Annotated in this window: 18 protein-coding genes; 9 read left to right on the top strand and 9 right to left on the bottom strand. The window is 70.3% G+C overall.

Features of this window, described 5'->3' with window-relative positions; translation table 11 throughout:
• The first annotated feature begins 97 nt into the window (after positions 1–97).
• Positions 98–331 carry a chaplin ChpH gene (gene chpH / locus V1460_RS23540; RefSeq protein ID WP_338675602.1) on the top strand — a complete coding sequence of 78 codons (234 nt, stop codon included), beginning with the start codon at positions 98–100 and terminating at the stop codon, positions 329–331.
• A 131-nt stretch (positions 332–462) separates the two neighbouring features.
• Complete coding sequence (locus V1460_RS23535; protein WP_338675601.1) at positions 463–1251, top strand: chaplin family protein; 789 nt, start codon at positions 463–465, stop codon at positions 1249–1251.
• A gap of 78 nt (positions 1252–1329) precedes the next feature.
• On the opposite strand, the gene V1460_RS23530 is transcribed toward V1460_RS23535, so the two are convergent.
• Entirely contained in the window at positions 1330–1518 is a 189-nt protein-coding gene (locus V1460_RS23530; protein WP_338675600.1) for a DUF5703 family protein, read from the bottom strand.
• A 47-nt stretch (positions 1519–1565) separates the two neighbouring features.
• Between V1460_RS23530 and V1460_RS23525 the strand changes: the two genes are divergently transcribed.
• Positions 1566–2237, top strand: coding sequence for a hypothetical protein (locus tag V1460_RS23525; RefSeq protein ID WP_338675599.1), 672 nt, complete (start codon positions 1566–1568; stop codon positions 2235–2237).
• Positions 2238–2360: 123 nt separating this feature from the next.
• Here V1460_RS23525 and V1460_RS23520 read toward each other — a convergent pair whose 3' ends face one another.
• Complete coding sequence (locus V1460_RS23520) at positions 2361–4682, bottom strand: helix-hairpin-helix domain-containing protein (protein WP_338675598.1); 2322 nt, start codon at positions 4680–4682, stop codon at positions 2361–2363.
• Positions 4679–5662, bottom strand: coding sequence for an aldo/keto reductase (locus V1460_RS23515; RefSeq protein ID WP_338675597.1), 984 nt, complete (start codon positions 5660–5662; stop codon positions 4679–4681). Before V1460_RS23515 ends, V1460_RS23520 begins: the two co-directional genes overlap by 4 nt.
• 125 nt (positions 5663–5787) lie before the next feature.
• On the opposite strand from V1460_RS23515, the gene V1460_RS23510 reads away from it, so the two are divergent.
• The gene (locus V1460_RS23510; RefSeq protein ID WP_338675596.1) at positions 5788–6837 is read left to right on the top strand and encodes an LLM class F420-dependent oxidoreductase; all 1050 of its coding nucleotides are present in this window, start codon (positions 5788–5790) and stop codon (positions 6835–6837) included.
• Positions 6838–7116: 279 nt separating this feature from the next.
• Positions 7117–7902, top strand: coding sequence for a ferritin-like domain-containing protein (locus V1460_RS23505; RefSeq protein WP_338675595.1), 786 nt, complete (start codon positions 7117–7119; stop codon positions 7900–7902).
• A 28-nt stretch (positions 7903–7930) separates the two neighbouring features.
• On the opposite strand, the gene corA is transcribed toward V1460_RS23505, so the two are convergent.
• Complete coding sequence (gene corA / locus V1460_RS23500; protein ID WP_338675594.1) at positions 7931–8923, bottom strand: magnesium/cobalt transporter CorA; 993 nt, start codon at positions 8921–8923, stop codon at positions 7931–7933.
• A 526-nt stretch (positions 8924–9449) separates the two neighbouring features.
• Between corA and V1460_RS23495 the strand changes: the two genes are divergently transcribed.
• From V1460_RS23495 to mshC, 4 genes are all read left to right on the top strand, one after another.
• Positions 9450–10145, top strand: a complete 696-nt coding sequence (locus V1460_RS23495) for a histidine phosphatase family protein (protein ID WP_338675593.1) — start codon at positions 9450–9452, stop codon at positions 10143–10145.
• Positions 10146–10206: 61 nt separating this feature from the next.
• On the top strand, positions 10207–10797 hold the full coding sequence (locus V1460_RS23490; protein ID WP_338675592.1) for a DUF3090 domain-containing protein: 591 nt from the start codon (positions 10207–10209) through the stop codon (positions 10795–10797).
• The gene (locus tag V1460_RS23485; RefSeq protein WP_338675591.1) at positions 10761–11585 is read left to right on the top strand and encodes an SCO1664 family protein; all 825 of its coding nucleotides are present in this window, start codon (positions 10761–10763) and stop codon (positions 11583–11585) included. Before V1460_RS23490 ends, V1460_RS23485 begins: the two co-directional genes overlap by 37 nt.
• 149 nt (positions 11586–11734) lie before the next feature.
• Positions 11735–12964: a cysteine--1-D-myo-inosityl 2-amino-2-deoxy-alpha-D-glucopyranoside ligase gene (mshC, locus tag V1460_RS23480; RefSeq protein WP_338675590.1), complete on the top strand. Its 1230-nt coding sequence runs from the start codon at positions 11735–11737 to the stop codon at positions 12962–12964.
• A gap of 260 nt (positions 12965–13224) precedes the next feature.
• On the opposite strand, the gene V1460_RS23475 is transcribed toward mshC, so the two are convergent.
• The 5 genes from V1460_RS23475 to V1460_RS23455 all read right to left on the bottom strand — a co-directional run bounded on the left by V1460_RS23475 (position 13225) and on the right by V1460_RS23455 (position 19829).
• Positions 13225–14241, bottom strand: a complete 1017-nt coding sequence (locus V1460_RS23475; protein WP_338675589.1) for a PAC2 family protein — start codon at positions 14239–14241, stop codon at positions 13225–13227.
• A 242-nt stretch (positions 14242–14483) separates the two neighbouring features.
• Positions 14484–16094 (bottom strand): glycerol-3-phosphate dehydrogenase/oxidase, encoded by a 1611-nt coding sequence (locus V1460_RS23470; RefSeq protein ID WP_338675588.1) that lies wholly within the window; start codon positions 16092–16094, stop codon positions 14484–14486.
• A gap of 16 nt (positions 16095–16110) precedes the next feature.
• On the bottom strand, positions 16111–17640 hold the full coding sequence (gene glpK, locus V1460_RS23465; protein ID WP_338675587.1) for a glycerol kinase GlpK: 1530 nt from the start codon (positions 17638–17640) through the stop codon (positions 16111–16113).
• Between the two features lie 37 nt (positions 17641–17677).
• On the bottom strand, positions 17678–18466 hold the full coding sequence (locus tag V1460_RS23460; protein WP_338675586.1) for an MIP/aquaporin family protein: 789 nt from the start codon (positions 18464–18466) through the stop codon (positions 17678–17680).
• 598 nt (positions 18467–19064) lie between these two features.
• Positions 19065–19829, bottom strand: a complete 765-nt coding sequence (locus V1460_RS23455) for an IclR family transcriptional regulator (protein WP_338675585.1) — start codon at positions 19827–19829, stop codon at positions 19065–19067.
• Between the last annotated feature and the right edge of the window lie 169 nt (positions 19830–19998).

Here is a 19998-nt window from a genome sequence, read left to right as displayed (position 1 = left end):
AGTGAATGAGACCATACGCTAGTAGCTCCATTACTTCCTCGTCGTTACAGGGTGTGGCGGTCCGCGGCTGGGATCGCATTGCTAACTAGGAGGAAGAATGATCAAGAAGGTCGTCGCTGTTGCGGCTGCCACCGGTGGTCTGGTTCTCGCGGGTGCGGGGATGGCCGTCGCCGATTCGGGTGCTCAGGGTGCCGCGATGCAGTCCCCGGGTGTGCTTTCCGGCAACGTCATCCAGGCGCCGATCCACGTTCCGGTGAACGTCTGCGGCAACACGGTCTCCGTGATCGGGCTGCTGAACCCGGCCTTCGGCAACTACTGCCAGAACGCGTGACATCGCACCTCGACTCCTGAGGAGTCAGGCGGCCTCGGAGTGCGCGCCGCGTATTCCGGGGCCGTTGGCATTCCGCCTCCGGGTGACGATCCCCGGGGGCGTTCCGGAAGTCGGAAGGCAGGGAACTAGTTATGCGACAGGTCGCGCGAAAAGGCCTGATCACCATGGCTGCCGCGGGCGGATTGATCGCTCTGAGCGGTGGCTACGCACAGGCGCACGGTGGCGCTGACGCCAACGGCAGTGCGTCCAATTCACCGGGTGTCCTCTCCGGCAACGCGGTCCAGGTTCCGGTGCACGTTCCGGTGAACGTCTGCGGCAACACGGTCTCCGTGATCGGGCTGCTGAACCCGGCATTCGGGAACCGCTGTGCAAACGGCTCGGGCGACAGCGCCGAAGGGGGTAGCGGAGCCCACGCCGAAGGCGGGACGACGAACTCACCGGGCGTCCTCTCGGGCAACACCGTTCAGGTCCCCGTCGATGTCCCCGTGAACGCGTGCGGGAACAGCGTGTCGGTCATCGGCCTCGGCAATGCCGCCGTCGGCAATGCCTGCGGCAACGGTGCCGACGTTCCCGGTGAGCCGGGGGAACCGGGGGAGCCGGGGGAGCCGGGGGAGCCGGGTGAGCCGGGGGAGCCCGGAACGCCGAATGAGCCGAATGAGCCTGGAACGCCGAATGAGCCGGGTGAGCCCGGAACGCCGAATGAGCCGGGTGAGCCCGGAACGCCGAATGAGCCGGGTGAGCCCGGAACGCCGAATGAGCCGGGAGCTCCGAATACCCCGGGCACCAACACGAGCACTCCGCCCAGGGCCACGGACCAGCTCGCGCACACCGGTGCGGGCGCGCTCGGTTTCGTGCTTCCTGCGGGTGCCGCGCTGCTCGGCGGTGCGGTCATCTACCGCAAGGCTCGCGCCTCGGCGTGACCGTGGTATCACCCAGTGGGACGGAGACGGGTCGGGCCCGCCCCAGCGGGCCCGACCCGTCTCCTGTCCAGCGGGGACTCACCACGTGGCGCGTACCTGGCGGATGATGCGCCGCCGAAGCCGCACCTTGCGGCTGCCGTCCCGGCGAAGACTCAGTCGGTCCAACTCCCAGTGGCCGTACTCCGCATGGTCGGTCAGCAGACGGGCGGCCTCCGTGCGGGAGACTCCGCGTGGCACATACACGTCGACAAATTCGTATTCCGGCATCGCATCTATTGTGCGGGCAGAGCCCCGGTACGGATAGCGTCTTCCCTATGTCTGATGCATCCGCTCCTACGCAGCCCACAGCTGCCGAGGTTCGCGCCGCCGCCGAGGCGGTCAAAGCAGCGCTGGACCGTCACCTCGAAGCGGTCGAACGCCGCACGGGAGAGGACGATCCGGCGGTGTACGACGCATTCAACGCACTTGCCGCGGCAGCCGAGGCCTATGACGAACGGCTCTACGACCGCTACGACGAAGTCACTCCCTTCGAGATCCCCGGAGCGGATGACTCCCTTCCGCCCTATGCCGGCCCCGAGGAGCCGAACGCCCTGAGCGTGCTCATCCGCCGTGACTACGCCGTGGTCCAGCCGCAGCGCCTGCTCGCTCAGGCCCAGCGCGTCGCGGACCTGGACCGGGACGACACCGCCGACCGCACAGCGGCCGTCGTGGGCACAAGCGTGCATGCCGCACTCGGCGTGCTCTTCGGCGAGTTCGAACCAGATGAAATCGCCTCCCGCCACAAGGAGTTCGGCCTTGAAGAGGGCGACTCCACACTGTGGGTCTCCGCGCTGGACGAGCTCCCCGAGCCGGGGGAGTGGCTGAGCACACCCTTCGACCAGGCGGATCCGGAGCGGGTGGTGTGCCGCTTCGACGTCAGCGCCGTCTTCGACGAGGACGAGTTCGAAGAAGACCCGGACGACGACCTCGACACGGCGGGCACCTGACCTGGCCGTGCGTGCCTCCACCGGGCCGACAGCCTGACCGTGCGCCCGCCGTGGACCTCCCGCCCGAGCCGCCGGCCCGGGCGGGACTCCGGGAACACACCTACGCGTCCGGTGGAACCCGGCCTACTCGTCCGGCGCGGCGAGCAGCCCCTCCAGCAGGGTGCGCAGCCGGGTCGTACGGGCCTGTGCCGGGACATGAGCGACCGCGTGCACCAGGGCCTGCTCCACACCATGGACCACCGAGAGGTGCCGCTCACCGCGGCTGAAAGCGGTGTAGACCCAGGGCCGGCTCAGGCCCTGCGCCGCGTCGCCTGGGAGCACGACGACCGCGGCGGGCCAGCGGCTGCCCGCCGCCTGGTGCGCCGTGAGCGCCCAGCCGTGCCGCAGCGCCGAGCCGACCTGCTCCCGGGGGACGGCGATGGCTGCCCCCTCGCCCTCGACGCGCAGCCCCTCCGCATCGGCCGAGAGGACCGTGCCGCACAGGACCCGTCCAGGACTCGGCGCATACGCCACCCGGTCACCCGGGTCGAAGCCGCCGAAACGACCGGGTCCTGGATTGAGCCGTTCCTTGAGCGCCGCGTTGAGCGCGCGGGTCCCCGCGGATCCGCCGTGCCCGACCGTGATCACCTGGGTCCGCTCCGGTGGTACGCCGATCGCCCGCGGCACCGAGTCCGCGACCAGCTGGACCGTACGGTGCACGGCTTCGGACGCGTCCCGCACCGGGACGATCACGACCTCCTTGCCGGGGGCCGCCACCTGGTTCAGCTCGCCGATCCCGATGCCCGAGACCAACTCCCCGATCGGACCGGGGTCGGGCACCCGCGAGGCGATCTGCGGGCACACCCGGGCCGCCAGCACATCCGCGAACACCTGTCCCGCGCCTGCCGGGCCCAGCACGCCCGGATCCCCGCTCAGGACCAGCCTGCTGCCGTCCGGAAGGGACTCCACCAGCATCGCGGCGGACTCGACGTCGAGCTGCGACGCGTCCAGGACGGCCAGCACATCGACTGCGAGGCCACCGTCGGCGTCGCGACCGGGACCTTCGACCCCGGAGAGCAGCCCCCGCAAGGTGACCGCGTCGGCGTCCCCCGACCGACGGCGGCCGTTCTCACTGTGGGTCGTGACCATCGCGCGTAGCCCGTGCGCCCGCGCCGCCTCGACCAGCGCCAGCACCTCGGCCCGCGCCGCCTCACCACCTGTGTGCACGACCAAGCCGTGGCCGCCGACCGCCCGCACCAGATCGGGCCCTTCCCAGTCGGCATCACCCAGGCCCGTCCTGACCAGCCGGGCGAGACCGTCGGCAAGGCTCTCCTCCGCCAGGGCGTAGCGGTCGAGGCCGACGAGTACCGGCACACTCGGCCGCTCCGGTCCGATAGCGGCACCGCCGTGCCCCGCCGCCCCGGCCCCTTCCTCTCCTCCGGCCCCTTCTCCTTCTCCCTCGTCCTCGGCGCCGTAGTCCAGCCCGTCCTGGAACACCAGAACGGCACCCTCGGTGATGACCTGCTTCAGCGCCTCGTCAGGGTCGGGCACGGAGCGGGCGCCGAGTGCCTCGCGCACGGCAGCCGCCTCCAGAGCGGTGTGGCCCTGTCGCGCGGCCTGCTCCAGGAGCCAGCTCACCAGGCCCACCGCACGGCGTCCGTCACCCGGACCACACTCGGCACCGAGCAGCGCCCGGGCGAAACCGTCGGCCTGTTCCGGTCGGACGCCCGGCACGGCCAGCAACCGCCAGGGATCGTCGCGCAGCAGCTGTGCGGCTTGCTCCCCGAGCACCCCGGCGACCCGCTCCGCGAGTCCCTCGGGCGCGCCCCCCGACACGAGCACCTCCAGTACCGCGGCCACCGCCGCCGCACCAGGTCCGCGCGGGCCTTGTTCCGGCTCAGGTGTCCGGGGCCGCACCGGTGGCGGCACGGACGACGCGGCCGGCGACCGGGGCGAGGTCGGCCGTTCGAACAGCGGGCCCGAGACCTTCTGTCCGCTCTCCACCGCACGCACCGCCGCCAGCAGGTCGGCGGCCGTCCCGCTCAGCTTCGCCCCCGCCTCGATCGGCCCGGGCTTCCCCGCCTTGCGCTGCTCGATCCTCGCCCGCAGCTCCCGGTGCGCCGCGAGCTCGACCTCGGCATCGGAGAGCTCCCCCGCGTCGGTCCGCTTGCCGTCCGGGTCCGCAGCCTCCGCGTCGGCCTCTGCGGCGCCCGGGACGTCCGGGTCCGCAGCCTCCGCGTCGGCCTCTGCGGCGCCCGGGACGTCCGGGTCCGCAGCCTCCGCGTCGGCCTCTGCGGCGCCCGGGACGTCCGGGTCCGCAGCCTCCGCGTCGGCCTCTGCGGCGCCCGGGACGTCCGGGTCCGCAGCCTCCGCGTCGGCCTCTGCGGCGCCCGGGACGTCCGAGGCCGCTGCGTCCTGGTGCTCGTCCTCCGGGGGACCGGGGATCGCCCCGGGTTGCGCAGTCACAGCGTGCTCCAGTCCTGGTCGGGATAGCGGTGCACGGGCGCCGACACATCGTCGAGCGCCTGGCAGATTTCGTCAGGAAGACTAAGACCCTCCACTGACAGTGCCGCCTCTAGCTGCTTCGTGGTCCGGGCCCCGACGATCGGAGCGACCACCCCGGGACGGTCGCGTACCCAGGCGAGCGCCACCTCCAGCGGGGTCGTCGCCAGCCCGTCGGCCGCCGTCGCGACCGCGTCCACGATGCGACTCGCCGTGTCGTCGAGATAGGGCTCGACGAAGGCCCCCATCGTCTCCGACGCCCCGCGCGAGTCCGAGGGAGTCCCGGACCGGTACTTGCCCGTGAGCACCCCGCGACCCAGCGGAGACGACGGCAGCAGCCCCACACCCAGGTCCAGCGCGGCCGGCAGCACCTCGCGCTCAACCCCGCGTTGCAGCAGTGAGTACTCCATCTGGGTGCTCGCCAGACGCGTCCGCATTCCTGCGGCGGCCTGCTGCCAGGTCGCCGCCTTCGCCAACTGCCAGCCGCAGAAGTTCGACACACCCGCGTATCTCGCGCGTCCGCTGCTCACCGCGAGGTCCAAAGCCTGGAGGGTCTCTTCCAGAGGGGTCAGCGGGTCGAAGGCATGGACCTGCCAGAGGTCGACGTGATCGGTGCCGAGGCGCTCAAGGGACGCGTCCAGGGCAGCCAGCAGATGACCGCGCGAGCAGTCGAACCTGCGGTCCGGCTCCAGCACGCTGCCGGCCTTCGTCGCGACGACCAGATCACGCCGCGGGACCAGCCGCTCCATGAGCCGGCCGAGCAGGTACTCGGCCTCACCGCCGCCGTAGACATCGGCTGTGTCGACCAGCGTGCCGCCCTCCTCCCAGAAGGCCTTCAACTGCTCGGCGGCGGCGTGCTCGTCGGTGTCCCGGCCCCAGGTGAGGGTGCCTAGCCCGATCCGGGACACACGCAGGCCGGTACGGCCGAGATGCCTCTGCTCCATGCGGCGAGATTACTGGCCATGGCTCGACCCCGATCAACCCTGTGGACAAGTCACTCCTGTCGGATGCGGGACCGCCGCGCTAGAGTCCGCGGGAAGCGACGTTACTGATGGGTAAGGGGAGTGGTATGCGGCTCGGCATCAATCTCGGCTACTGGGGAGCCGGCATGGACGGCGACAACCTCGCCGTCGCGCAGGAGGCGGACCGCCTCGGCTATGACGTGTGCTGGGCCGCTGAGGCGTACGGCTCCGACGCGCCGACCGTGCTGGCCTGGGTCGCTGCCCAGACCGAGAGCATCGACGTCGGCTCCGCGATCTTCCAGATCCCCGCCCGCCAGCCCACGATGACCGCCATGACCGCGGCCACCCTCGACACCCTCTCCGGTGGGCGCTTCCGCCTGGGCCTCGGTGTCTCCGGGCCGCAGGTCTCCGAGGGCTGGTACGGGGTGAAGTTCGACAAGCCGCTCGCCCGCACCCGCGAGTACGTCGAGATCGTCCGCAAGGCCATGACCCGCGAGCGCCTCAGCTACGAGGGCGAGCACTGGACCCTCCCGCTGCCGGGCGGCCCTGGCAAGCCCATCAAGCTGACCGTGCACCCCGAGCGTGAGCACATCCCGGTCTACATCGCCGCCATCGGCCCCAAGAACCTGGAGCAGACCGGTGAGATCGCGGATGGTGCCCTGCTGGTCTTCGCGGCCGCCGAGCACATCGAGGACACGGCGATCAGCCACATCCGCGCGGGTCGCGAGAAGGCCGGCAAGACCATGGAGGGCTTCGACGTCTGCCCGACCCTCCCGATCGCGCTCGGTGACGACGTCCAGGGTCTCGCCGACATGTTCCGCCCGTACACGGCGCTCTACGTCGGAGGCATGGGCAGCCGGAAGCAGAATTTCTACAACCAGCTCGCCCAGCGCATGGGATACGAGAAGGAAGCCGCGGAGATCCAGGAGAAGTACCTCTCCGGTGACAAGAACGGCGCGGCCGCGGCCGTGCCGCACGAGTTGGTCGACTCGACGGCGCTGCTCGGCCCCGTCGAGCGGATCGCCGAGCGGATGCAGGCGTACGCGGCGGCCGGGGTCACCACGCTGACCCTCGCCCCCGCGGGCTTCACCCGGGACGAGCGGCTGGCCGCCCTGCGGGCCGGCACCGACGCCCTCGAGCGCGCCGGGCTCGCGTGATCGAGGCCCGCTTCCTGTGAACGACCTGCGGCCGTGGTGGGGGCTCGGGGGTCATCCCCGCCACGGCCGTCATGCCGTCTAACGCGCCCGGGGTCCTCGGGTCACGGCACAACCGGGAGGCTCCGCGGGCGGGCGTGCCGTTCCGCGCGCTCCGAGATGCCCCGCTCGCGTCTCGCGCGCGCTCCTTCTTTCGGCTGAGTCCTCCGCTCCATCGGTTGCCTGACCGGCCGCGCCGCATTTGACTCGTTCTTTGCGGGTGTCCGACTGGAGGTGGCAGTGATGCTCTCGGCCCGAAGCCTGTTCCAGGAAATCCTCGACAGTGATGACTCCTACCAGCTCTTCTGCTCGATCGCGGCCAGCGGCGAGACCCAGGGCGGCTGGGAGAACGGCAGGATCGCCGCGCTGGTGCCCGCCTCCATGGACGAGCTCGCCCCGAAGATCACCCGGCACGGTGCCGACGAGGACAAGCACGGGAGGATCTTCAACGGGCTGCTGAAGAAGCGGGGCCTCGACCCGGTCGCCGTCCCGCCGGAGACGGACTACACGATGCTCCTCGAGCGCCATGGGATCGGCCTCGCCCACGACAAGCTGCGCCAGGACGAGCGCCTCAGCGAGCGGGACATCATCGTCTACCTCTCCCACAGCCGGGTCACCGAACAGCGTGCTGCGGACCAGATGGACATGCTGGTGAAGTACTTCGGCGACCATCCCGAGGTCGGCAAGGCGATCCGGCAGATCTGCAACGACGAGGACAACCATCTGGCCTACTGCCACGAAGAGCTGCTCCGCCTCGCCTACGCCGGGCACGGCCGCGTCATCCAGAGCACGCTGCGGGAGTGCGCTCTCACCGAGATCACCGTCTACCGGGACGTCAGCCTCGCCGTGATGTCCCATATGGGGAGACTGCTGCGCTGGCCCAAGGCCAAGTCTGCCGTGCTCGCCGCGGGTATCCACGCGATGTACGCCTACGAGCGGGCCGGCGGCTGGCGGCGCATGGTGAGCCTGAGAATGCCCGAACGGCGCAACGCCCTCGGCGGTCCGGCGACCGCAGCTCCCGTCATCTGACGGTGGCGTGGGCATCGGCAGCCGTTGATCACAGCCAGCCGCGGCGCTTGAACAGCCGGTACAACCCGTACACCACCGCGGCCATCAGCAGCAGCACCGCCGGATATCCCCAGGTCCAGGTCAGCTCGGGGATGTGCTCGAAGTTCATCCCGTAGATCCCCGCGACCATCGTCGGAACCGCCACCATCGCCGCCCAGGCGGAGATCTTCCGTACGTCGTCGTTCTGCCGCACGCCCATCTGCGCGAGATGCGCGGCCAGGATGTCCGAGAGAAGCCGATCAAGCGCCTCCACCTGTTCGTTCACCCGCAGCAGATGGTCGCTCACATCGCGGAAGAACGGTTGGGAGTCCTCGTGGACGAACGGGACCGCCGCGTTCGTCAGCCGCTCCACCGGTGCCGTCAGAGGCACCGTCGCCCGGCGGAACTCCAGCACCTGCCGCTTGAAGGTGTAGATCTTCGCCGCGGTGTTCCGGGACGCGCCCCCTTCGGGTGCGAAGACCTCCGCCTCCAGCCCCTCCATGTCGATCTGCAGTTCGCTCGCCACGTCGATGTAGTGGTCCACGATCGCATCGCAAACGGCGTAGAGAACGGCGGTCGGACCGTGCCTGAGCACTTCGGGAGCGGCTTCCAGACGTAGGCGCACGGAGTGGAGCGGTGTGCTGTCCCCGTGCCGCACCGTGACCACGAAGGAGTCCCCGATGAAGACCATCACCTCATCGGCGGATACGGCGTCGGTCTCCGCGTCGTACTTCAGCGGCTTGAGCACCACGAACAGCGAATCGTCGTACACCTCCAGTTTGGGCCGCTGATGCGCGCTGAGCGCGTCCTCCACGGCCAGCGCGTGCAGCCCGAATTCGCTCGTGACTCGGTCGAACTCCGGTTTCGTGGGCTCGTGGAGACCGATCCACAAGAACGCGTCCCCGCTCGCGCGGGCCTCTGCGAGTGCATCGGAAAGATCGTCGGGCCCCTTGGAGCGGTGGCCCTCCCGGTAGATGGCGCAATCCACGATCACGGCGCGCATTCTTCCGCGACCGAGCCCGGTCCGCACCCGCACAGGCTCGGGCCTGACGATGGTCCACTCGCCCCGGCAGCGCCCGCACGGCCGCTCCCGACCCCCGCTCTCGCTCGTCGCCCCCGGACCCAAAGGGCTGTCCCGTGATCCGCGGTGGATCAGAGCGCGGCGTCAGGTGTACGGGGTCTCCCCCGGCCCTTGGGGCCGAGGTGTATGGGGTCTCCCCCGGCCCCTGGGGCCGAGGTGTATGGGTCTCCCCCGGCCCCTGGGGCCGAGGTGTATGGGGTCTCCCCCGGCCCCTGGGGCCGAGGTGTATGGGTCTCCCCCGGCCCCTGGGGCCGAGGGGACGCAACGCAAGGCGGAGGGTCGCCCTCATACCGGGTGTATTCGGGTGATTCGACAACGCAGCGTGGGGGGCACCTCCCGGCGAAGCCAGGGGGAGTGCCGTAGCTGTCGTCGCGCGCCCGCCGGGGACTACGGGACAGCCCTAAGGCTCAGTCCCCCGCCCGCAGGCGAAGGCTCTAGGCTGGCCCGCATGGCCACGCTGATCCTCGTACGCCACGGACGCTCCACCGCCAACACCGCGGCGGTCCTTGCCGGCTGGACACCCGGAGTGGGCCTGGACGAGAGGGGCGGGCGCCAGGCGGCGGCGCTGCCCGAGCGGCTCGCCTCCGTGGATCTCGCCGCCGTGGTCACCAGCCCGCTCCAGCGCTGTCTCGAGACCCTGCAGCCGTTGCTGGACGCGCGGCCCGGCCTGCCACTGCACACCGACGAGCGGATCGGCGAGTGCCACTACGGCGACTGGTCGGGCCGCAAGCTGGCCGAGCTCGCCGACGAACCCCTGATGGAGGTCGTCCAGCGGCACCCGTCCGCGGCGACCTTCCCGGGCGGTGAGTCGATGCGCGCCATGCAGGCGCGCGCCGTGGACGCCGTGCACGACTGGAACGCGCGTCTGGCGAGTGAGCACGGCGAGCAGGCCGTCTATCTGATGTGCTCGCACGGCGACATCATCAAATCCGTCGTGGCGGACGCGCTCGGTATGCACCTAGACCTCTTCCAGCGGATCCACGTCGAACCGTGCTCCGTGACAGCAATCCGCTACACACGCACCCGTCCCTTCCTGCTCCGGCTGGGCGACACAGGGGACTTCGGCTCGCTGGCACCCGCGAAGCGCCCGGAGGAGGGGCGGGACGGAGCCGCGGTGGTCGGGGGCGGTGCTGGCGCACAGTGATCGGTCGGCGCAGTAGGGTGGACGGGCCGCAAGCCCGCTGATTCTTCAAGGGAGACAGGACGTGCCCCGTCAGGTATTCCTCTACGACCCGCCGGACCGTTTCGTGGCCGGCACGGTCGGGCTGCCTGGGCGCCGGTCCTTCTTCCTCCAGGCGACGGCGGCCGGTCGCACCACCAGTGTCGCCCTGGAGAAGACTCAGGTCGCGGCACTCGCCGAGCGGATCGACGAACTCCTCGACGAGGTAGTGCGCCGCACCGGCGGCAACGCCCCGGTGCCGGCCATGGCTCCCACGGACGTCGCCGACACGGCTCCGCTCGACTCGCCGGTGGAGGAGGAGTTCAGGGTCGGCACGATGGCGCTGGCCTGGGACGGCGAGGAAGAGCGCATGATCGTCGAGGCGCAGGCGCTGGTGGAGCTCGACGCGGACTCCGAGGAGGACCTCGCCGAGGCCGAGGAACGGCTGCTGCAGGATGAGGAGAACGGACCGCCGATGCTGCGCGTCCGGCTGACGGGTGCGCAGGCGAGGGCCTTCGCGAAGCGCGCTCTGGACGTCGTGAACGCGGGGCGGCCTCCGTGCCCCCTGTGCAGCCTGCCGCTCGACCCGGAAGGACACGTATGTCCGCGCCAGAACGGATATCGTCGCGGAGCGTGACCGTCCTCGACCTGCTCTCCAAGGGCGAGCTGACCGTGCGGGGACGGGTTCGCGAGGCGTCCAACGCGGTGCTGTTCTGCTCGGTCGCCCACGACGGCGAAGAGGCGTCCTGCGTCTACAAGCCGGTCGCCGGTGAGCGGCCCCTATGGGACTTCCCCGATGGGACGCTCGCTCAGCGGGAGGTCGCGGCGTACGAGATCTCCGAGGCCACCGGCTGGGGGTTGGTGCCGCCGACCGTGCTGCGGGACGGTCCCTACGGCGAGGGCATGGTCCAGCTCTGGATCGAGGCGGACCCGTCGGCCGACGGGCTGCTCGCCCTGGTCGGCGGGGACGAGCCGGACGACGGCTGGAAGTCCGTCGGCCTCGCCGATGTCGGGGAGGGCCGTACCGCGCTGCTCGTGCACGCGGACGACCCCCGGCTGCGGCGGCTCGCCGTGCTCGACGCGGTGATCAACAACGGTGACCGCAAGGGCGGTCACCTGCTGCCGGCACCGGACGGCCGGCTGTACGCGATCGACCACGGTGTCACCTTCAACGTGGAGGACAAGCTCCGCACCCTGCTGTGGGGCTGGGCGGGCGAGCCGCTGACGGCGGAGGCCAGGGACGTGCTGGGGGCGCTGGCCGCGGCCCTCGGCGACGGCGGTCCCGGTCTCGCGGACCGGCTGGCGAGGCTGCTCACGGCCGACGAGGTGGCGGCTGTCCGGGCCCGGGTGGCCGCCCTGCTGGTCGACGGCCGCCACCCGGAGCCGTCGGGGAGCTGGCCCGCGATCCCCTGGCCCCCTGTGTAAGGCGGCCGCACCACCGGTATGGCCTCTTCGGAACCTCCTTCGCACCCGGCGCCATACCGCCAGCTCATCGGCCCGCGCAAGAGGGCCCAACCAGCCAAGAGCGGATATCCGGTTCGTATCCGGAAGCCGCATCCGGTTAGGCTCATGGCATGCATGCCTGGCCCGCTTCCGAGGTCCCCGCCCTGCCCGGCAAGGGCCGCGACCTCCGGATCCACGACACGTCGACCGATGGTCTCGTGACCCTTGACCCCGGTCCCGTCGCCCGTATCTACGTCTGCGGAATCACCCCGTACGATGCGACCCACCTGGGTCACGCGGCGACCTACAACGCGTTCGACCTCGTGCAGCGCGTGTGGCTCGACACCAAGCGGCAGGTCCACTACGTCCAGAACGTCACCGACATCGACGATCCCCTGCTCGAACGCGCCCAGCGGGACGACGAGGACTGGGTGGCGCTCGCCGAGCGCGAGACCTCGCTGTTCCGGGAGGACATGACCGCGCTCCGGATGCTCCCCCCCGAGCACTACATCGGCGCCGTCGAGGCGATACCCGGAATCGTGCCGCTGGTGGAGCGGCTGCGCGACGCGGGTGCCGCGTACGAACTGGACGGTGACATCTACTTCTCGGTGGAGGCCGACCCGCACTTCGGCGAGGTCTCACGCTACGACGCCGACGTGATGCGAGCCCTGTCGGCCGAGCGGGGCGGAGACCCCGAGCGCCCTGGCAAGAAGAACCCGCTCGACCCCATGCTCTGGATGGCGGCTCGCGACGGCGAGCCCAGCTGGGACGGGGCGAGCCTCGGACGCGGACGCCCCGGATGGCACATCGAGTGCGTCGCCATCGCCCTCGACCACCTCGGCATGGGCTTCGACGTCCAGGGCGGCGGCTCCGATCTGGCCTTCCCGCACCATGAGATGGGCGCCTCGCACGCCCAGGTCCTCACCGGTGAGTACCCGTTCGCCAAGGCCTATGTCCACGCCGGGATGGTGGCGCTGGACGGCGAGAAGATGTCGAAGTCCAAGGGCAACCTGGTCTTCGTCTCCTCGCTGCGCCGCGACGGGGTCGACCCGGCCGCCATCCGACTGGCGCTGCTGTCCCGTCACTACCGCGCCAACTGGGAGTGGACCGACCAGGTGCTGCGGGACGCCCAGGATCGTCTGGCGCGCTGGCGCGCCGCGGTCTCGCGGCCCGACGGGCCGTCGGCCGACGAACTGGTCGAGGAGATCCGTGAGGCCCTCGCGGACGACCTCGATGCTCCGGCCGCTCTCGAAGCCGTCGACCGCTGGGCGGCACGGCAGCAGGCCCAGGGCGGCACGGACGAGGGTGCCCCCGGCCTCGTATCGCGTGCTGTGGATGCCCTGTTGGGTGTCGCCCTTTAAAGCGCGTCACGAAAGTTCCGCCTGGCCCGCGACGCCTGGCCTGCACCCTCGCTGCGTTGTCGGACGCATCCATGTACGTTCTGTACGAGAATGAGCCTTCGCCTTGCGATGGCACGCATCAGACGCCGTGGACCCCACCCTCCGGGCGGACGGCGCCACCTTCGCAACACGCCCTGGTACAGCGAAGGAAGCGAAGGCGGGGCGGTGCCGACCGGCACCGCCCCGCCTTCGTCACCGCGACTTCTGCCAGAGGCTCCGGCTCAGCCCTCGGACGAGTCCTGCGAATCAGGATCGTCCCCGGTGCCCTGCTCCGGATCCGGTCGCTGCGGCTTGGGCGGGCGGTTCCGCCCGCTGGACGGGTCGCGCAGATACGGGCCGCCTTCACCGCTCTCCGTCGCATGCCCGCCCGGCTGCTGCCCCTGACCGCTGCCCGGACCGCCGTCCCGCCGCCGCAGATAGCGCTCGAACTCGCGCGCGATCGCTTCCCCGGATGCCTCGGGAAGCTCGGCCGTGTCCCGCGCTTCCTCCAGCGTCTGGACATATTCCGCCACTTCGCTGTCCTCGGAGGCGAGTTGGTCGACTCCGAGCTGCCAGGCCCTTGCGTCCTCAGGGAGTTCACCCAGCGGGATGCGTAGGTCGATGAGGTCCTCGAGCCGGTTGAGCAGCGCCAGTGTCGCCTTCGGGTTGGGTGGTTGGGAGACGTAGTGCGGCACCGCCGCCCACAGTGACACCGCAGGCACCCCGGCGTGCGTGCAGGCTTCCTGGAGGATGCCGACGATGCCCGTCGGACCCTCGTAGCGGGTCTCCTCCAGATCCATCGATCTGGCCAGATCGGGGTCCGAGGTCACGCCGCTGACCGGCACCGGACGGGTGTGCGGGGTGTCGCCGAGCAGTGCGCCCAGGATCACGACCATCTCCACGCCCAGTTCATGGGCGAAGCCCAGCAACTCGTTGCAGAACGAGCGCCAGCGCATGGACGGCTCGATCCCGCGCACCAGCACCAGATCGCGTGGCTTCTCGCCGCCGACCCGGACCACGGAGAGCCGGGTGGTGGGCCAGACGATCTTCCGCACTCCGCCGTCCAGCCACACGGTGGGCCGGTTGACCTGGAAGTCGTAGTAGTCCTCGGCGTCGAGCGCCGCGAACACCTCGCCCTTCCACTCCCGGTCCAGATGTGCGACCGCGGTGGAGGCAGCGTCGCCGGCGTCGTTCCAGCCTTCGAACGCGGCCACCATGACCGGGTCGATCAGCTCGGGAACCCCCTCGAGCTCGATCACCCAGTGCCTCCTTCCGACGCTTCCTTGTGTACGGACCAACCTTACGGCTTCGGGGAAGCCCGCCCGAGCCCCTGTGCACGGCAGGGTGAACTTCGATCCCCAGTGTTCCGGCGAGCAGTTGAGGCAGCCGCGTAGCCGGTGTGCACAGTCGGCGGACAGGCGGCGCACAGACGTCGGGGACGACCCGTGAAGCGGGTCGTCCCCGACGTCTGTGCGAGGCGGGAATCCCTTTCGAGGCGCGGTCAGGCTCTGCGCTCCAGCAGGTTCTGGACCTTCGTGCGGATGTCGTCCGTGGCCAGTCCGCGGATCGTCAGGGTCGTACGCCGGCGCAGCACGTCGTCAGCGGTCTCGGCCCACTCGTGGTCGCGCGCGTAGACGACCTGCGCCCAGATCTCGGGGGCGTCGGGGTGGATCCGTTCGCCCAGCTCAGGGGAGTGGCTCACCAGGCGTGCGATGTCGAACGACAGCGACCCGTAGTGCGTGGCCAGGTGCCGGGCGGTGTCGGCGGCCATCCGGGGACCGGGCGCCGGTCCGTCCACCAGCAGCCGGTGCGCCACCGCGCGAGGATTGGCTATGCCCGGTAGCGGGAGCTTCTTCGGCAGCTGGGAGAGCGGCTCCATGTCGTCCGCCAGCGGTCGGCCGGGGAGCGCGGCCAGCTTGGCCATCACCGTGCGGCCGATGTGGCGGAAGGTGGTCCACTTGCCACCGGCCACCGACAGCATCCCGCCGCGGCCCTCGGTGACCACGGTCTCGCGCTTGGCCTGCGAGGTGTCACCGGGGCCGCCCGGCAGCACCCGCAGACCGGCGAACGAGTAGGTGATGAGATCGCGGGACAGCTGCTGGTCCCGGATGGAGAAGGCCGCCTCGTCCAGGATCTGGGTGGTGTCCTTCTCGTCGACCGAGACATCGGCGGGGTCGCCCTCGTACTCCTCGTCGGTGGTACCGAGCAGCAGCATGTCCTCCCAGGGCAGGGCGAAGGTGATGCGGTACTTGTCGATCGGGGTGGCCAGTGCGGCCTTCCACGGGGCGGTCCGCTTGAGCACCAGGTGGGCGCCCTTGGAGAGACGAATGGAGGGTGCGGCTTTCGGGTCCTCCATCCTGCGCAGATGGTCCACCCACGGACCGGTCGCGTTGAGAACCAGCCGGGCGTCGACGCCGAACTCGGTGCCGTCGGTCCGGTCCCTGAGCTCGGCGCCTGTGACCCGGCCCTGGGTGAAGCGCAGACCGGTGACCTCGGCGTGGTTGAGCACGACCGCGCCGGACTGGGCCGCCGCGCGGACCGTCATCAGTGCCATCCGCGAGTCGTTCATCTGGTCGTCGCCGTAGACGGCCACAGCCTTCAGGTTCTCCGTGCGCAGCTCGGGCACATCGCGCTGCGCCTTCGCGGGAGAGATCACATGCCCCACGCCGTCGCCGAACGCGGAGAGCGCCGAGTAGGCGAAGACGCCCGCGCCCAGCTTCGCTGCGCCGTGCGGTCCGCCCTTGTAGACCGGAAGGTAGAAGGTCAGCGGGTTCGCCAGGTGGGGGGCCACCTGACGGGAGACCGCACGGCGTTCGAAGTGGTTCTCCGCCACCAGCTTGACCGCGCCGGTCTGGAGGTAGCGCAGACCGCCGTGGAGCAGTTTGGAGGAGGCGGACGAGGTGGCGCCGGCGAAGTCGCCGGCGTCCACCAGGGCCACCCGCAGCCCGGCCTGCGCGGCATGCCAGGCGGTGGAGATGCCCAGGATGCCGCCGCCGATCACCAGGAGGTCGTACGTCGCCTTGGCAAGCTGTTCCCGGGTCTCGGCACGGCTCGGCAGTGAACCGGAGGCCGGGTGCGTCCCCGGGGCGGGGACGCTCTGCAGGGTGGTCATCTTTCGGTGCTCCTCGTCAGCTCTCGTCGTGCTCGATCCAGCCCATGGTCCGCTGCACGGCCTTGAGCCAGTCCTTGTACTCCCTGTCGCGCTTGGCAGGGTCCATGTGGGGGGTCCACTCGGCGGCCCGTCGCCAGTTGGCGCGCAGGGCGTCGGTGTCGGGCCAGAAGCCGACGGCCAGTCCGGCGGCGTAGGCCGCGCCGAGGCAGGTGGTCTCGGCGACCATCGGGCGCACCACCGGTGCGTCGAGGAAGTCGGCGAGCGTCTGCATCAGCAGGTTGTTGGAGGTCATTCCGCCGTCGACCTTGAGCGAGGTGAGTTCGACGCCTGAGTCCTTGGTCATGGCGTCGGTGATCTCGCGGGTCTGCCAGGCGGTGGCCTCGAGGACGGCGCGCGCGATGTGCGCCTTGGTGACGTAGCGGGTCAGTCCGGCGATCACACCGCGGGCGTCGGAGCGCCAGTACGGGGCGAAGAGGCCGGAGAAGGCGGGGACGAAGTAGGCGCCGCCGTTGTCCTCGACCGAGGACGCGAGGGTCTCGATCTCCGCGGCGGAGTTGATCAGGCCCATCTGGTCGCGCATCCACTGCACGAGGGAGCCGGTGACGGCGATCGAGCCTTCGAGCGAGTAGACCGGGGCCTGGTCGCCGATCTTGTAGCCGACGGTGGTGATCAGCCCCGAGTACGAGTTGATGATCTTGCTGCCGGTGTTCATCAGCAGGAAGGTCCCGGTGCCGTACGTGGACTTCGCGTCACCTTCGGAGAAGCAGGTCTGGCCGAACAGCGCCGCCTGCTGGTCGCCGAGCGCCGACGCGACCGGGACGCCGTCCAGGACACCGCCCTTGACGTGCCCGTAGACCTCGGCGGACGAGCGGATCTCCGGCAGCACTGCCATGGGCACCTCCATGGACTGGGCGATCTTCTCGTCCCACTCCATGGTGTGGAGGTTCATCAGCATGGTGCGCGAGGCGTTGGTGACGTCGGTGACGTGGTGTCCGCCGTCGACACCGCCTGTGAGGTTCCAGATGACCCAGGAGTCCATCGTGCCGAAGAGGATCTCCCCGCGCTCGGCGCGTTCGCGCAGGCCCGGGACGTTGTCCAGCAGCCAGCGGACCTTGGGGCCGGAGAAGTAGCTCGCCAGCGGGAGGCCGGTCTCACGGCGGAAACGATCCTGCCCGACATTGCGGCCGAGCTCCTTGCAGAGCGCGTCGGTGCGGGTGTCCTGCCAGACGAGTGCGTTGTGCACGGGCTCGCCGGTGTTCCTGTCCCAGAGCAGTGTGGTCTCGCGCTGGTTCGTGATGCCGATGGCCTTGACGTCGGCGGCGGAAATGCCGCCCTTCTCGATCGCGCCGGCCACGACCTCCTTGACGTTGGTCCAGATCTCGGTCGCGTTGTGCTCGACCCAGCCCGGCTTCGGAAAGATCTGCTCGTGCTCCTTCTGGTCGACCGAGACGATCCGGCCGTCCTTGTCGAAGACGATGCAGCGGGAGGAGGTGGTGCCCTGATCGATGGCCGCGATGAACGGGCCGGCGGTGTGTGCGTCGGTCACGGTGTACTCCTGGAAATCTGAGGAAAGGACGTACGGCTCACGCGAATGCGATCTCATAGATACCCGCGGCGATGGCAGCACCGATCAGCGGACCGACGACGGGGATCCAGGCGTACCCCCAGTCGGAGCCACCCTTGTTCGGCAGCGGCAGCAGGGCGTGGACGATCCGGGGGCCGAGGTCACGCGCGGGGTTGATCGCGTAGCCCGTCGGTCCACCGAGTGACAGGCCGATGCTGACGACCACCAGGGCGACCATCAGACCGCCGACCGGGCCGAGGCCCTTGCCGCTGTCGTTGAGGCCCTGGGTGAGTACGGCGAGCACCAGTACGAACGTGCCGATGATCTCGGTTGCGAGGTTCTGCCAGGCGATACGGATCTCCGGGCCGGTGGAGAAGATGCCGAGCACGGGGCCGGCCTTCGGGGCGGCCTTCTCGCTGACCAGACCCTCCTCGTGCGGTGGAGCGGAGATGATCTCCGGGTCCGTGAGATGGGCCTTGAACTGGCCGAAGTACGCGAGCCAGGCCAGGAAGGCGCCGATCATGGCGCCGATCACCTGTCCCAGCCAGTAGAGCCAGACGTGGCTCCAGTCGCCGCTGGTGATGGCGATGCCCAGGGTGACCGCCGGGTTGAGGTGGGCACCGGACATGGGGGCGGAGATGTAGACAGCGGTCAGGACGGCGAAGCCCCACCCGAAGGTGATGGCCAGCCAACCGGCGTTCTGCGCCTTCGAGCGCTTGAGCACGACGGCGGCGACGACGCCGGCGCCGAGCAGGATGAGCATGGCGGTCCCGATGACCTCGCCGATGAAGATGTCGGAGCTGGACACCCGCGACTCCTTAACTTGCGTCCAGGGCAAGGCGAACCCGCGGGTCCCTCCGCGGTCCGCGTTCCCAGGTGATGAGAGCGGTACCGGCCTTGGCGTTGCCACACTCTAGCGCGTAATACCGGTAGGTGTTCGACAATGCCGACCGATGAACGGCAGTTTTGCCCTGTGCTCGATGCGACGTCAAGGGTTGTGTGGCTGATAACCCGATCGTTATCGATGATGCGCCTGAACGATCAAAAGCGCCTGGTGTGAGGGATGCGGGAACCGGTGCGGGGCTTGGGGGCGGGGGGCCGGGGCGCGGGGTACGAAGGGGGCCGCCGACCGCTTCACGGCTGCCGCGGCGGTGCCGACCGTCACGCGGACGGACGCGTCGCGGCGCCGCCCTCCCGGGTCAGGGCGGCGCCGCGACGCGTCGTGGGGGCGTACGAAGCCGGGCTGGAGCGTACGAGGCGGGTCGGGGTGCACGGCGCGCCGGAGCATGGCCTGGATCAGCGGCGCGGAGTGGCCCCGTGGCCACCGCGATCCGGCAGTCGTGCCGGACCCGCGCAGGAGGCTGGCGGGCGCCGCGGCCCGGCGTTCCCGCCCTGTCCTCCGGCGTTCAGAAGCGGCCGGCGCCGAGATCGCGGGACACGGCGCGGGCGCAGTCCCTGACCGCCGCCACCAGCTCGGAGCGCAGCTCGCCACCGTTGCACACCCGCTCCACCGCACCTGTGATCGCCACCGCGCCGACCGGCATCCGGCGCCGGTCGTGGATGGGTGCGGCCACCGCCGCGACGCCTTCCCAGGTCTCTTCGACGTCGGCCGCCCAGCCGCGCGCCCGGGTCAGGTCGAGCAGCTCCTCGAAGTCCGGCAGAGCCGTGATCGTGCGGGGAGTGAAGGGTTTGCGGTCGATCTCCAGCGCCTCGCTGTGCGCCACCGGGTCGTACGCGACGAGCACCTTCCCCAGTGCCGTGGAGTGCAGCGGCTGCATGGCGCCGACCTCGAGGACCTGTCGGCTGTCGTCCGGTCGGAACACATGGTGGACGATCAGTACGCCGCGCTGGTGCAGCACCCCCAGGTGGACGCTCTCACCGCTGGAACGCGCCAGGTCGTCCGTCCACACCAGGGCTCTGGCCCTGAGCTCGTGCACGTCCAGATAGCTGTTGCCGAGCCGGAGCAGTTCCGCCCCGAGCTGATAGCGGCCCGAGGCGTCGTCCTGCTCCACGAAGCCCTCTGCCTGGAGGGTGCGCAGGATGCCATGCGCCGTGCCCTTGGCGAGGCCGAGGGACGAAGCGATGTCGGACAGCCCGAGTCGGCGCTCGCCGCCTGCGAGCAGTCGCAGCATGGCCGCCGCTCGTTCAAGCGACTGGATGTTCTTCGCCAACGCCCGGCCCTTTCTCCCCGAGGTTCGACAATGCTGAACACTATCGGCCCATGCCGAATAGGTGTTACCCCGAGGACAGTGTGTCAAGACCGCGCGCTTTCGGACATCATCGGGTCATCACCCGATTGCCGGGGCGGGATCACCGTCCACCGGCTGGGACGGCGCTCCA

Source organism: Streptomyces sp. SCSIO 30461 (genome assembly GCF_037023745.1).
Taxonomy (GTDB): domain Bacteria; phylum Actinomycetota; class Actinomycetes; order Streptomycetales; family Streptomycetaceae; genus Streptomyces.
Note: the sequence above shows the minus strand (reverse complement) of the source record. Positions and strands in the feature narration are given on the sequence as shown.

Bases quoted from the DNA above. Each gene is read 5' to 3' on its own strand.
- chpH (WP_338675602.1), top strand. From the start codon at position 98: ATGATCAAGAAGGTCGTCGCTGTTGCGGCTGCCACCGGTGGTCTGGTT.
- V1460_RS23535 (WP_338675601.1), top strand. From the start codon at position 463: ATGCGACAGGTCGCGCGAAAAGGCCTGATCACCATGGCTGCCGCGGGC.
- V1460_RS23530 (WP_338675600.1), bottom strand. From the start codon at position 1,518: ATGCCGGAATACGAATTTGTCGACGTGTATGTGCCACGCGGAGTCTCC.
- V1460_RS23525 (WP_338675599.1), top strand. From the start codon at position 1,566: ATGTCTGATGCATCCGCTCCTACGCAGCCCACAGCTGCCGAGGTTCGC.
- V1460_RS23515 (WP_338675597.1), bottom strand. From the start codon at position 5,662: ATGGAGCAGAGGCATCTCGGCCGTACCGGCCTGCGTGTGTCCCGGATC.
- V1460_RS23510 (WP_338675596.1), top strand. From the start codon at position 5,788: ATGCGGCTCGGCATCAATCTCGGCTACTGGGGAGCCGGCATGGACGGC.
- V1460_RS23505 (WP_338675595.1), top strand. From the start codon at position 7,117: ATGCTCTCGGCCCGAAGCCTGTTCCAGGAAATCCTCGACAGTGATGAC.
- corA (WP_338675594.1), bottom strand. From the start codon at position 8,923: ATGCGCGCCGTGATCGTGGATTGCGCCATCTACCGGGAGGGCCACCGC.
- V1460_RS23495 (WP_338675593.1), top strand. From the start codon at position 9,450: ATGGCCACGCTGATCCTCGTACGCCACGGACGCTCCACCGCCAACACC.
- V1460_RS23485 (WP_338675591.1), top strand. From the start codon at position 10,761: ATGTCCGCGCCAGAACGGATATCGTCGCGGAGCGTGACCGTCCTCGAC.
- mshC (WP_338675590.1), top strand. From the start codon at position 11,735: ATGCATGCCTGGCCCGCTTCCGAGGTCCCCGCCCTGCCCGGCAAGGGC.
- V1460_RS23470 (WP_338675588.1), bottom strand. From the start codon at position 16,094: ATGACCACCCTGCAGAGCGTCCCCGCCCCGGGGACGCACCCGGCCTCC.